The 14,045-nt window shown below is 36.3% G+C and carries 11 protein-coding genes and 1 riboswitch; all 11 genes read right to left on the reverse strand.

The annotated features are described in order from the left end of the window. Positions 1 to 2 precede the first annotated feature (2 nt). The 11 genes from metF to ACM55G_RS00215 all read right to left on the reverse strand — a co-directional run bounded on the left by metF (position 3) and on the right by ACM55G_RS00215 (position 13,884). Positions 3 to 959 (reverse strand): methylenetetrahydrofolate reductase [NAD(P)H], encoded by a 957-nt coding sequence (metF, locus tag ACM55G_RS00165; protein WP_416841869.1) that lies wholly within the window; start codon positions 957 to 959, stop codon positions 3 to 5. An 81-nt stretch (positions 960 to 1,040) separates the two neighbouring features. After that, positions 1,041 to 3,719, reverse strand: a complete 2,679-nt coding sequence (metH, locus tag ACM55G_RS00170) for a methionine synthase (RefSeq protein WP_416841870.1) — start codon at positions 3,717 to 3,719, stop codon at positions 1,041 to 1,043. A gap of 498 nt (positions 3,720 to 4,217) precedes the next feature. Then, positions 4,218 to 4,355 (reverse strand): hypothetical protein, encoded by a 138-nt coding sequence (locus ACM55G_RS00175; protein WP_416841871.1) that lies wholly within the window; start codon positions 4,353 to 4,355, stop codon positions 4,218 to 4,220. Between the two features lie 245 nt (positions 4,356 to 4,600). Beyond that, positions 4,601 to 5,650: a homocysteine S-methyltransferase family protein gene (locus ACM55G_RS00180; protein WP_416841872.1), complete on the reverse strand. Its 1,050-nt coding sequence runs from the start codon at positions 5,648 to 5,650 to the stop codon at positions 4,601 to 4,603. A 278-nt stretch (positions 5,651 to 5,928) separates the two neighbouring features. Then, positions 5,929 to 6,047: riboswitch (SAM riboswitch) on the reverse strand. Positions 6,048 to 6,125: 78 nt separating this feature from the next. Then, entirely contained in the window at positions 6,126 to 7,178 is a 1,053-nt protein-coding gene (locus tag ACM55G_RS00185) for an NAD(P)/FAD-dependent oxidoreductase (RefSeq protein ID WP_416841873.1), read from the reverse strand. A gap of 83 nt (positions 7,179 to 7,261) precedes the next feature. Further along, on the reverse strand, positions 7,262 to 7,867 hold the full coding sequence (locus tag ACM55G_RS00190; RefSeq protein WP_416841874.1) for a precorrin-2 dehydrogenase/sirohydrochlorin ferrochelatase family protein: 606 nt from the start codon (positions 7,865 to 7,867) through the stop codon (positions 7,262 to 7,264). Positions 7,868 to 7,942: 75 nt separating this feature from the next. Then, positions 7,943 to 8,716 carry a uroporphyrinogen-III C-methyltransferase gene (gene cobA, locus ACM55G_RS00195; protein ID WP_416841875.1) on the reverse strand — a complete coding sequence of 258 codons (774 nt, stop codon included), beginning with the start codon at positions 8,714 to 8,716 and terminating at the stop codon, positions 7,943 to 7,945. Further along, a complete protein-coding gene (locus tag ACM55G_RS00200) occupies positions 8,709 to 10,799 on the reverse strand; it encodes a nitrite reductase (protein ID WP_416841876.1) in 2,091 nt (696 codons plus the stop codon). Before ACM55G_RS00200 ends, cobA begins: the two co-directional genes overlap by 8 nt. Positions 10,800 to 10,886: 87 nt before the next feature. Further along, positions 10,887 to 12,131 carry a sulfate adenylyltransferase subunit 1 gene (locus tag ACM55G_RS00205; protein ID WP_282728313.1) on the reverse strand — a complete coding sequence of 415 codons (1,245 nt, stop codon included), beginning with the start codon at positions 12,129 to 12,131 and terminating at the stop codon, positions 10,887 to 10,889. An 87-nt stretch (positions 12,132 to 12,218) separates the two neighbouring features. After that, positions 12,219 to 13,118: a sulfate adenylyltransferase subunit CysD gene (gene cysD / locus ACM55G_RS00210; protein WP_416841877.1), complete on the reverse strand. Its 900-nt coding sequence runs from the start codon at positions 13,116 to 13,118 to the stop codon at positions 12,219 to 12,221. Positions 13,119 to 13,182: 64 nt separating this feature from the next. Next, the gene (locus ACM55G_RS00215) at positions 13,183 to 13,884 is read right to left on the reverse strand and encodes a phosphoadenylyl-sulfate reductase (RefSeq protein ID WP_416841878.1); all 702 of its coding nucleotides are present in this window, start codon (positions 13,882 to 13,884) and stop codon (positions 13,183 to 13,185) included. Positions 13,885 to 14,045: the final 161 nt, after the last annotated feature.

Consider the following 14,045-nt stretch of genomic DNA (forward strand, 5'->3'; position numbering starts at 1 on the left):
AATTAAAAAACTTGACTTGCTATTTGTCGAATATTTTCTGATTTCCCCATAGAATAATAGTGCAACACCGGAACACCGGCAGCTTTCAATTCTATAGATTGTTGAATTGCCCATTCGATTCCAACTTGTCTGATGTCAGCATTATTTTTGCATTGATCTACCGCATGAATCAAATCTTCAGGCAAATCGATTCTAAAAATTTGTGGTAATACTTGTAAGTGTCTTTGCACTGCAATAGGCTTAATACCCGGAATAATAGGAACTGTAATCCCCATTTCTCTGGCTTTGGCGACAAACTCGAAGTATCTTGCATTGTCAAAAAACATTTGAGTTACCACGTAATCAGCACCTGCTTCTACTTTTTCTTTCAGTCTTTTTAAATCGGAAATTAAGGAGGGAGACTCCAAATGTTTTTCTGGATAACCTGCTACTCCAATACAAAAATTGGCTTTGTTATCAATATCCATCACATCATGCAAGTACTTTCCGCAATTCAACTGATTAATTTGTTTGACCAAATCAACTGCAAAATCATTACCTCCTTCTTTGGGCACAAAAGACTGCTCGTGCTTCATCGCATCACCACGCAATGCCATCACATTATCAATTCCTAAATAATGACAATCCACTAACATATACTCGGTTTCTTCTTTGGTGAAACCACCGCAAAGTAAGTGAGGAACGGTGTCTACAGTGTATTTATGTTTTATGGAAGCACAAATCCCAAGTGTTCCAGGACGCATTCTGGTTAGCCTTTTATCTAATAAACCATTGCCTTTATCAACATAAATATACTCCTCGCGAGAAGTAGTAACGTCTATAAATGGCGGTTTAAATTCCATTAATGGATCAATATTATCGTATAATTCCTGAATACTTTTGCCTTTTTGGGGCGGAATAATTTCAAAGGAGAATAAGGTATTTCCTTTGGCGGCTTCTATATGTTGTGTTACTTTCATTCTACAATTATGAGTTATAAATTATGAGTTATGAGTGAAAAATCTGAAATAAAAATTCGTTAATCAACAATCATAAATCAATTAATCTGCTATATTCGGGTTCAACCATTTCATGGCTACTTCGGTTGGAATACTTCTTCGTTTAGCATAATCAATAACTTGGTCTTCTTTTATTTTTCCAAGTCCAAAATACTTACTCTCCGGATTCCCAAAATAATACCCAGAAACGGATGAAGCCGGCCACATCGCCATACTTTCGGTCAAAGTCACTCCAATTTCTTCTGCAACATTTAGTAATTTCCAAATCGTTGGTTTTTCTAAATGGTCGGGGCAAGCCGGATAACCTGGCGCCGGACGAATCCCTTTGTAATCTTCAGCAATCATAGCCTCTGTACTCAAAGTTTCATCTGATGAATAGCCCCAAATTTCTTTTCGCACTTTTTCATGCAAATATTCCGCAAATGCTTCCGCAAAACGGTCTGCTAATGCTTTCACCATAATCGAATTGTAATCATCTAAATCTCTTTCGAATTCAGCCGCCCACTCATCAACACCAAAACCTGTAGTAACACAAAATACACCCATATAATCGGTTTTACCGCTGTCTTTCGGAGCAATAAAATCAGATAAAGCGATATTTGGAGCTCCTTTTGTTTTTTGTGATTGCTGACGTAACGTTAAGAATTTCTCTAACACTTTTCCGTTTTCATTACTCAATTCAATATCATCATCGTTGATTTGATTCGCTGGAAAAATTCCGTAAATTCCTTTAGCAGTCAGTTTCTTTTCTCTTAAAATAACTTCCAACATTTCATTGGCATCCGCAAAAACGGAAGTAGCTTGCTCACCAACAACAGTATCCGTTAAAATAGCAGGATATTTCCCGAACAATTCCCATGTTCTAAAAAAAGGCGTCCAGTCAATATAAGGAACCAAAACATCTAAATCGACTTCGATTGTTTTTACCCCAATAAAATTGGGCTTCATTGGGGTGTAAGTGTCCCAATCTAATTTTAGTTTATTGACACGAGCTTGCTCAATAGTCAAGAAATTTTTATCGCGCGAACGATTCAAAAAGGTCTCTCTAAAAGCATCATAATCAGCCCTGACGTCGCTTGCATATATCTTTCTATCCTTGTTCAATAAATTTCCGGCAACCGTTACGGCTCTCGAAGCATCATTTACATGAATAACAGTTTCTCTGTATTGCGGTGCAATTTTCACAGCAGTATGCGCTCGTGAAGTGGTTGCTCCACCAATCATTACAGGGATTTTTATGTTTCGCTTGTCTAATTCTTTAGCCAAATAGACCATTTCGTCCAATGATGGCGTAATTAATCCGCTTAATCCAATAATATCGACGTTGTGCTCAATTGCTGCTGCAATGATTTTCTCCGGCGCAACCATCACCCCTAAATCTATGATTTCATAATTGTTACAGGCTAAAACAACCGAAACAATATTTTTTCCAATATCATGTACATCTCCTTTTACAGTCGCCATTAAGATACGACCTGCAAAACTCGAAACTCCATCTTTTTCAGCTTCAATGAAAGGCAGCAAATAAGCTACTGCTTTTTTCATTACTCGTGCTGACTTTACCACTTGCGGCAAAAACATTTTACCTGAACCAAATAAATCTCCAACGACATTCATTCCCGTCATCAAGTTGATTTCGATAACTTCGATAGGTTTTACAGCTGCCAATCGGGCTTCTTCAACATCTAATTCTATAAATTCATCGACTCCTTTTACTAACGAATGTGTCAATCGTTCCTGAATGGTACCTGAACGCCATTCCTGTACCGCTTTTTCATTATTCTTTACATCGCCTTTTACATTTTCGGCAAAGTCCAACAATCTTTCGGTGGCATCATCCCGTCTGTTTAGAATTACATCTTCAACACGTTCCAAAAGTTCCTTTGGAATCTCATCGTAAATAGAAAGCATTTCAGGATTTACGATTCCCATCGTCATTCCGTTTTGAATAGCGTGGTATAAGAAAACCGAGTGCATCGCTTCCCGAACCGTGTCATTTCCTCTAAACGAGAACGAAACATTACTTACCCCTCCACTAATATGTGCATGCGGAAGATTTTCTCTAACCCATTTCGTACCTCTAAAGAAATCCAATGCATTCTCACGGTGTTCTTCCATTCCTGTTGCTACTGGAAATATATTCAAATCGAAAATAATATCCTGCGGAGGAAAACCAACTTTGTTTACCAAAATATCATACGAACGTTGGCAAATTTCTACCCGGCGTTCGTAATTATCAGCTTGTCCCGTTTCATCAAATGCCATAATAATTGCCGCAGCACCATACCGCTTAATCAATTTGGCATGATGAATAAATTGTTCCTCGCCTTCTTTTAAAGAGATCGAGTTTACGACGCTTTTTCCTTGCACCACTTTAAGTCCCGCTTCGATAATATCCCATTTCGAGCTATCAATCATGATTGGAACTCTGGAAATATCAGGTTCGGCAGCGATTAAATTCAGGAATTTTGTCATGGCATATTCACCATCCAGCATTCCTTCATCCATATTAATATCGATGATTTGCGCGCCGCCTTCCACTTGTTCTTTAGCAATACTAAGTGCCTCTTCGTATTTTTCTTCCTTGATTAATCTAAGGAATTTTCTAGAACCGGTAACATTCGTTCGTTCACCAATATTTACAAATACGCTTTCCGGCGTAATAATTAAAGGCTCTAATCCCGATAATACAAGGTTTCTTCTCTTTTCTGCGTGTGCCATTTTGTTTTATTTAATCCTTGCACCGTTTCAAAAACCGTGTAAGTCTAGCTTTTTTTGTTTATTTCTACCTTTTTTTAAAACGTGTAGTTCGTTTTGTTTCTTATTATTTTGGGCGTGACCCAAGGGTCGGGCTATTCGTTGCAAGCCCTCGACTAATTCCGTCCCGATAGCTATCGGGACTTCATTTGTCTGTGGGCTTTTCACTGCTATCCCTCACGCAAAACCCTGCATGCTATTACTATTCTTTTTACCCTCACCAACGGAATAAATTCCGTTGCTACAAAATGGGTCGTTCCTACGGAACTCGTACTTCGCTAGCGCGAGCGTCCCGCTCATGCCTATTCTAAATTATAATTCTATTATTCAAACCCTTTTTATCTTGTCTTTGTTTCTGGTTACGAGCTAAGGTATTTAATTATAAAATAGATCAAAAAAACAACTACCAAATCCAACGATTCCTATCACAATAAATAATAACCCTGATAAAAATACTTTCAGTTAAGTTGCAAAAAGCATGTCATCTCTATCATACTTATAAAACTCATTTTTTAAACAAATAACAACTCCAACTAAACAGAAAAATATCCCAGTAATTAATTTTAATATTGGATATATCGAAAAGATGTCTTCTTTCATTTTTAATTTTTTAATCCCTTTTATACCCTTAAAGCTAAAATTACAACTAGAAATCCTGTAATTTCATCCTATTCAACTATCCTGCAAGGTTTACAAAACCTTGTAGGTCTGTTTTTCCATTCACCACTTTCTCAATTTATACCTACAAGGTTAAAAAAAACCTTGCAGGAAAACTACTTTTCTGGCACGAGTAAAAACTCGCGTTAGTTAGTTGTTAGTTAGACGCGATAAATAGCGTCTTTACATTACATTGTCGCCGTTGAAACCCTTGGTTTATAATCCTTAGCGATATCAGCAATCAACTTGATATGTTCTGGCGTTGTTCCGCAACAACCCCCTATGATATTTACTAAATTATCGTCTAAATATTCTTTGATGAAAGCTTGCATCTGTTCTGGTGTTTCATCGTACTCCCCAAATGCATTTGGTAATCCTGCATTAGGATGTGCCGAAACGTTGAATGAAGTGTTTTGAGACAAGGTTTGCAAATATGGTTTTAATAAATCGGCTCCTAAAGCACAATTAAAACCAACACTCAACAATGGAATATGCGAAACCGAAACTAAAAAAGCTTCCACGGTTTGACCAGAAAGTGTTCTTCCTGATGCATCGGTAATTGTTCCGGAAACCATTATGGGAATGTCAATATTGCGTTCATCTTTGACTTCTTCGATCGCGAAAAGTGCCGCTTTGGCATTTAAAGTGTCGAAAATGGTTTCTACCAACAGTAAATCACTTCCTCCGTCAATCAAGGCTTCCACTTGTTGTTTGTACGCAATACGCAAATCATCAAAAGTTACTGCTCTATAACCCGGATCATTTACATCTGGCGACATACTTGCCGTTCTGTTTGTTGGTCCAATTGAACCGGCCACAAAACGAGGTTTCTCTGGATTTTTTGCTGTAAACTCATCGGCTACTTCACGGGCAATTCGTGCCGATTCGTAGTTGAGTTCGTAAACAACATCTTCGAGATGATAATCTGCCATTCCAATAGTGGTACTTGAAAACGTATTGGTTTCAACGATATCAGCTCCCGCTTCAAAATAGGCTGCGTGTACCGCACGAATAGCTTTCGGCTGCGTGATTGACAATAAATCGTTGTTCCCTTTTAAGGAATGTGGAAAATCTTTGAAACGTTCTCCACGAAAGTCTTCTTCGGAAAAATTGTAACGTTGTAACATCGTTCCCATTGCTCCATCGAGTATGAGTATGTTTTTTTTAATGGCTTCTTGAATACTCCCCCTAACCCCCGAAGGGGGAACTCCAATACTGTCTTTTATATGTTCTGACATATCTTGTTTTTTAAATATAATATGGTTTGGTTTGATTGTTGCAAAAACAACAATTAATCACCCTTTAGCCCCGATTGCAGCGCTATCCTTTTTTTATTTTACCCTATTAGGGCTTTGAACCCTAATAGGGTGAAATAAAAAAAGATATAGCGGAAAGCGGGAACAATGACGGCAAAAATTGCGCCAATCATTCGCTCCAAATACTGAAATAAATTCAGTTAGTAAATATCGATATGTTTGTCAAGAAAAGGTTTGAGAAATACTGTGGAAGTACTCTTGTGTTATCTATCTTAAATGCTGAAAAAAACCAGAATAAAGTAGAATGTAGCACCTTCTTTAAAGATAAAGGGTTGCTAAGGTTTCATCGGGTCTTTCCCTCCGCCTTTCGTGATAACTTTCAATAAAAATAGGAACACTGCAAAGTAAAGACATAGCGTTAATACTTGCAAGTATTAACGCTATATTTTTTTACTAGTTATATTATGGCTTTTACCACTGCTTTGGGAGCCTCTTTACGAGTTCCATCGAATCCGTCAACACCAGAAACTGTTGTATATTTCAATACATATTTCTTACCTGGATTGATGATTTGGTATGCTGCCTGACACATTAAAGTCGCTTCGTGGAATCCACAAAGAATCAATTTTAATTTTCCCGGGTATGTATTAACGTCACCAATGGCAAAAATTCCCGGAATATTCGTTTGATAATCCAATGCATTATTTACTTTGATTGCATTTTTTTCAATATCCAATCCCCAGTCTCCTATAGGACCTAATTTTGGCGTTAATCCAAAAAGTGGAATAAAATAATCCGTTTCGATAGTACGGTGCGCACCATTTTCCTCGATATCAATTGATTCTAAATGTTCGGCTCCATTCAAACCAATTACTTCCGCAGGCGTAATCATTCTTATTTTTCCTAAATCTTTCAATTCTTGTACTTTTTCAACAGAATCTAAAGCTCCTCTAAATTCATTTCTACGGTGAATCAAAGTCACCTCAGAAGCAATTTTAGACAAGAAAATACTCCAGTCCAAAGCGCTATCTCCACCACCGGCAATTACAACTCTTTTGTCTCTGAATTTCTCCGGGTTCTTAATGAAATATTTTACTCCTTTATCTTCGTAAAATTCGATGTCTTCGATAAGTGGTTTTCTTGGTTCAAAACTTCCTAATCCACCAGCAATCGCCACAACCGAAGCATGAAATTTTTTCCCTTTATTTGAGGTTACAATAAAACTTCCGTCTTCTTGTTTTTCTATAGTTTCTGCACGTTCACCAAGTGTAAAACCAGGCTCGAATTGTTTGATTTGTTCCATCAAGTTATCAACTAAATCACCCGCTAATACTTCAGGAAATCCTGGAATATCATAAATAGGTTTTTTTGGATACAATTCTGAAAGTTGTCCGCCCGCTTGTGGCAGTGCGTCTAAAATATGACATTTTAGCTTTAACAATCCTGCTTCAAAAACTGCAAATAAACCTGTTGGTCCGGCTCCTATAATTAATATGTCTGTTTTAACCATTTTTTTATTCTTTATATGTGTAATTATGCTAAACTATTTACTGCAAATTAACGATTGATTTTTACTGTTTTTAATGGCAAATATCATTCGTTACTTAGTGGCTCTTTTAATTCTTTATTTTTTAACGTTTCAGTGATTTCGTTCATTTTTTGTACTTTTTCCTCGAAATTCCCCTTCAGCGTTTTGCGATATTCATTTAGGTTTTCGACCATTTTATTAATATCGTCCGGAATTATTTCTTCGAAAAACTCCCGTAATCTTTTGGCTGTCGTCGGAGATTTCCCGTTTGTTGAAATGGCTATCTTGACATTTCCTTTGGTTACAATTCCACCCAAATAATAATCACATAATGGCGGTGTATCGGCAATGTTGCAAATCAAATATCTTTTTCGACACAAGTCGAATACGCGTTTATTAACTTTCAAATCATCGGTACAAGCAATAACCATGTGCCGTTTGCGTAGCATCCAGCGATTGAATTTTCTAGTTGTCAATTTCACAGAAGGATGTTTTTCTACCAATGCTTCCAATTCTGGCAAAAACTTTGGAGCTACGACCTCAACATTTGCATTGGGGCTGGATTTTAGCATAAACGATAACTTTTCTAAACCTACATTTCCTCCGCCTACAATAAGTACATTGAGGTTGTGTAATTTTAAAAATATTGGATATAATTCGTTCCTTTCCATTACTATCTTATTTTCTTCTCCCCAACCCACTCCGAAGGAGAGGGAGCCAGAGCTTGAATAATTTATACTTATTTTTTACGCAATGTCACTTAAAATAAATTCTTCGTAAAATCCTTTTAACTTACTACTTTCTTTTACCACTTCTCCAATAACAATTATTGCTGGTGAACTTAACTTATTCATCGCTACAACTTCTTGGATAGTGTTAATCGTTCCAAATCCCCCTTTTTCTTGTGGAGTAGTTCCGTTTTGAATAATCGCAACTGGAGTTTCGCCTTTGGATTCTTTTTGAAATAAAGAAACAATTTGCGATAGCTTACTCATTCCCATCAAAATCACAACTGTTGCTGATGATTGTGCTGCTAGCGCTACATCATTCGACAAATTCCTATCGGAAGTTGTACCTGTAATTACCCAAAAACTTTCGGAAACGCCTCTTTTTGTCAAAGAAATTCCTTGATAAGCGGGAACTGCAATTGCCGATGAAATTCCGGGCACCACAAATGTAGGGATTCCAAAACTTTCTGCATATTCTATTTCTTCGCTTCCACGACCAAAAATAAAGGGATCTCCCCCTTTTAACCGAACCACATTTCCATACGTAAGCGCATTGTCTACAATCAACTGATTGATTTGGTCTTGCGAATATTCATGTGCGCCAATTCTTTTACCCACAAATATTTTTATGGCCGTTTTTGGTGCGTGATTCATTATTTCTTCATTGGCCAGCGCATCATACAAAACCACGTTCGCTTCAGCAAGTGCTTTAACTCCTTTCAGAGTAAGCAAATCTGGATCGCCAGGACCAGCACCCACTAAAGTTACTTTTGGTTGTATTGTATTATGCATCAGCTAAATCTTTTGCTCTGTATTTTTCTATTTTATCAAAAAACGCAACTCCTTCTTGAATGTATTTTTGTGCAAATTCTGCCGAAGGCTCATTCGCTTTGATTTGATAAACTAACTCTTTAAAGCTTGAGTCCAATTCTATTTTTTTGCTTTCGATAAAAACAGTATCAAACAAATCGATAATTCCAGCGTGGTGATTTGTTTTTTGGTTTTCGGCCAGTAAAATTGCTTTGGCACCGTTTACAAAACCTGCGTAGGCTAAATAAATAGCATCCGCCCATTTTTCATCTTCAAAAGCTTCTTGTGCAAAAGTCATTTTATCTTTGGCTTCTAATATTAAAGTAGCCACTAAATCAATTACTACACCCGCGCATTCTCCTACTCCAACTGCTTTTACGTAGTTATCGGCATTTCCCCAATCTACAAAATCAGCTTCGGTAAGGTTTGTTATATCTGCTAATGGTTTCAAAAACTCATAGAAATATTTCTCTCCCTTGGCATCATAATAATTCAAGAATGATTGTCCGTTTCCATTGGCATCAAAATCATTTAAGATATAACGCAACGCATCGGGTCCTCTTCTACTTGGAATTTTAATCACTTTATCCGAAAATCTTCCGTTTCCGTTTCCTAAATTCCCTCCGCCCAATAATACCTGAAGTGCTGGAGCAACTAGTTTTCCTGCATTGATTGACATTCCTTGGAAACCAATTTCTGACATATTGTGTTGTCCACAAGCATTCATACAACCGCTAATTTTTATGGCGATTTGTTGGTTGTTGCTGTATTGTGGGTATTCTGTTTTTAATACTCTTTCTAATTCATCTGCAATACCAGTACTACTTGCGATACCTAAATTACACGTATCTGTTCCCGGACAAGCCGTGATATCTCCAATAGTATCATATCCTAAAGCAACAAAATCCAATTTGGCTAATTCTTGGTAAAAGAACGCTAGATTTTCTTCTTTAATATTACGTAAAACGATGTTTTGTCGTAATGAAAAACGCAATTCGTTAGCACCATAATTTTTAATCAAATCGGCTAATAATTTTGCTTTGTCTGTATAGAAATCTCCTAAAAGTACTTTGATACCAATAGCAACATATCCAGTTTGTTTTTGTGCAATCACATTCGATTTTTTCCAAGCTTCAAAAGCTTCAACATCCTCGATCGTTACTGCTGGTACTGCCAATAAAGGTTCAGTAATTGGGCCTTCAAAAGCGGTAGTATCTATCTCGTAAGTATGAAAAGGCAATGCTTTTTTCTCTTCGTCAACCAAACGCAAAAACTCTTCACGACCCAAGTCCTTGATTAAGAACTTCATACGTGCTTTCAAACGTTTTGCTCTTTCTCCGTAACGGTCAAAAACTCTGATTATTCCTTCGGCAGTTGGGATAATTTGGTTCACCGGTACAAATTCTGAAAGCAATTCAGCGTGACTTGGTTGAGAACCTAAACCACCGGCAAACATTATTTTGAACCCTTTTTCGCCATTTACAATTTTTGGAATAAATCCTAAATCATGCAAATAACTCAAAGCGGTATCTTTATCTGAAGAGGAGAATGATATTTTGAACTTACGTCCCATTTCTTGACAAATTGGGTTACGCAATAAATATTGAAACAAACCGTGTGCATAAGGCGACACGTCAAAAGGTTCGTCAACATCTACACCCGCTAATTCGCTTCCAGTAATATTACGCACGGTGTTTCCACACGCTTCTCTCAAAGTGATATCATCTTTGGCTAATTCTGACCAAAGTTCAGGTGTTCTGTCTAAACTCACATAGTGAATTTGAATATCCTGACGGGTTGTAATGTGTAAACGTCCTGTCGAATATTTATCAGACACTTCAGTAATACGCTTCAATTGTTCGCTAGTCACTTTTCCGTATGGTAATTTAATACGAATCATTTGCACGCCTTCTTGACGTTGACCGTAAATACCACGTGCCAAACGAAGACTGCGAAAACGCTCATCGTCAATTTGTCCACTTCGGAAGGAATGAATTTTTTTCTCTAAATCTATAATCTCTTTTTGGACTATCGGGTCTTCAATTTCGGTTCTAAAACTTTGCATCTTCTTTAGCTTTTAGCTATTGGCTTTGGGCTTTTAGCTGTTAATCTATATCTTTTAACTTATTTATTTTTTTAGCAAAAGCTAAAATTATTTTATAAAACCAACGCCAGCTGTTGTATTGGTTGCAGCATCTATTAAGATGAAAGCTCCGTTAGATTTATTATCAGTGTAAGCATCAAAATAAATGGCTTTGCTCAATTTGATAGTTACTTCTCCAATTTCATTTATCGCTAATTGAGTCGCTGGAGTTGTTCCTGAATAATCGGTTGCGATTACGTTTTTTACACTATCAATTTTTGCCAAAACTCTATTGCTGTTGTGTTGCACATAATATTTTGCACCTGCCACTAATTTTTTACTGTCCATCCAACAAACAGTTGTTGTGATGTCTTTTTCAATTTTAGGAAGTTCATTCGATTTTACAATCATATCGCCTCTGGTTACATTGATATCATTATCTAATTCGATAGTGATAGAAGAACCAGCCGTTGCTTCATCAAATTGTTTATCAAAAAAGTGAATATTCGTTACGGTAGATTCTGTTAAAGAAGGAAGCACCGTTACAGCATCTCCTACTTTAATAGTGTTCCCGTATAATTTACCGGCATACCCTCTAAAATCGTGATATTCCTCTGTTTTTGGTCGAATTACTGTTTGAACAGGGAAACGTGCGATTCCGTTTTCGTAGATATCATTTGGTTCCAATGATTCCAAATGTTCCAAAACCGTCTGTCCGGTGTACCAAGGCATATTCTCCGATTTATCGGCAACATTACCACCATTGATTGCACTTAGCGGAATGTAACTTACATTTTGTTCTTTGAAAGCACTTTTTGCATTTAATGCCTGAAAGTCTGCTTTGATTTTATTGTATACTTCTTCTGAATAATCAACTAAATCCATTTTGTTTACCGCAACAATCACATCTTTTACTCTCAATAAATTATTGATAAAAAAGTGACGGTAGGTTTGCTCAATAACTCCTTTACGAGCATCAATCAAAATGATTGAAACTTGTGAAGTTGAAGCTCCGGTAACCATATTACGTGTATATTCAACGTGACCCGGAGTATCGGCAATAATGTAACTTTTCTTTGCAGTCGAAAAATAAATATGAGCCACATCAATCGTGATTCCTTGTTCTCTTTCAGCAACCAAACCATCGGTAGCCAATGAGAAATCTAAGTAATCGTATCCTTTTTGCTTACTGCTTTTTTCTATTGCTTCAATCTTATCTGTAGTCAACGATTTTGTATCGTACAATAATCTTCCGATTAAGGTGCTTTTCCCGTCATCCACACTTCCTGCTGTTGCTATTTTTAAAACTTCCATTTTATATTGAGTTTAAATTTTAAAGTTTAAAAACTTTAAAACTCTTGTTTTTTTTATACTTGCTTACTAATTTTTAAAAATCAAATTCTAAAAATAACCTTGTTGTTTTCTTTTTTCCATTGCAGCTTCAGAACGTTTATCATCAATTCTGGCTCCTCTTTCAGAAATAGTCGAAGATCTAATTTCGCCAACTACTTCTTGAATAGTCGCTGCATAAGAATCAACAGCAGCAGTACAACTCATATCTCCAACAGTTCTAAAACGAACAATTCTTTCTTGAATTTCTTCATCTTCTTCTTGGTAAACAAAAGGAGAATGTGACCAAATCATACCGTCTCTCAGGAATACTTTACGTTTGTGTGAAAAGTAAATAGATGGAATTTCGATTTGCTCTTGTTCAATATAACTCCATACATCTAATTCAGTCCAGTTTGAAATTGGAAAAACACGAACGTTTTGACCATTTTCAATTTTTCCGTTCAAAAGATCAAATAATTCAGGACGTTGATTTTTTTCGTCCCATTGACCAAAATCATCACGAACCGAGAAAATACGTTCTTTGGCTCTTGCTTTTTCTTCATCTCTACGCGCACCACCAATACAAGCATCAAATTTGAATTCTTCAATAGCATCCAAAAGTGTTGTTGTTTGTAAACTGTTTCTGCTTGAATATTTACCCGTTTCTTCCACTACTTTACCTTCGTCAATAGCATCCTGAACATTACGAACGATTAATTCTAATCCTAATTCAGCTACCAATCTGTCTCTAAATTCAATAGTTTCCGGAAAGTTATGTCCAGTATCTACATGTAACAATGGAAAAGGAATTTTAGCAGGGAAAAAAGCTTTCTGTGCTAAACGCACCAATGTAATCGAATCTTTTCCACCAGAGAAAAGCAAAACCGGTTTGTCAAATTGAGAAATTACTTCTCTAAATATGTATATCGCTTCGCTTTCTAAAGCGTTTGTTTTTAATATTGAACTCATTTTATTTTTATTTATTCAAGGATTGAAAAATTCAAAAATTGAAAGATTGTTGTATTAATTTTAATTATTTTTGGTGTAACCCACATTCTTTATGACTCGATTCCCATGACCATCTTCCTGCTCTGATATCTTCCCCTTCGGCTATGGCTCTTGTACAAGGTGCGCAACCAATGCTCACAAATCCTTTTTTGTGCAATGCGTTTTGAGGCACATTATTATCATCAATATATTTTTGAACTTCGGCCAAAGTCCATTTCAACAATGGATTAAATTTGATGATATCAAAATGGGCATCGTATTCAAAGGCTGCCAAATCATTTCTGTTTTCTGATTGTTCTGCTCGTAAACCGGTAATCCAAATTTGATTCCCTTTTAATGCCTTAGTTAACGGAGCCACTTTTCGAATAAAACAACATTCTTTTCTATTCTCCACTGATTCATAGAAACTGTTTGGACCTTTTTTATTTAACAACTCTTCCACCGCAGTTGTTTCTGGAAAATAGGTTTTAATGTCTATTTTATATTTTTTTAGTGTTCTATGAAAAACATCATACGTCTCTTGAAATAATCGTCCGGTATCCAAAGTAAAAATGGTAATCGGCAAATCATCTTTAGCAATTAAAGCCGTAATCACTTGGTCTTCCTGTCCAAAAGAAGTTGAAAAAACTACTTTATCTTTGTATTCGTTAGCCAAAAAAGCAAGCGTTTCCTCAATGGAAAAATCTTTTGTTTTACCTAATAAAGTATTTACTATCTCTGTGCTCATCTTATTTTTGTTTTCCTCACCTACCCCTTAAAAGCGGGATTGATTTTTATTTAAACCTAATACCCTATCGGTTTAGTAGATTACTATACAAAAGTACTACTTTTTTCTAAATTACAAAATAATATTTGGCTTTTTTACATTAAAATCAACAACAAACTATA

It is taken from the genome of Flavobacterium algoriphilum, from assembly GCF_048158655.1.
GTDB classification, from domain to species: Bacteria; Bacteroidota; Bacteroidia; order Flavobacteriales; family Flavobacteriaceae; genus Flavobacterium; species Flavobacterium algoriphilum.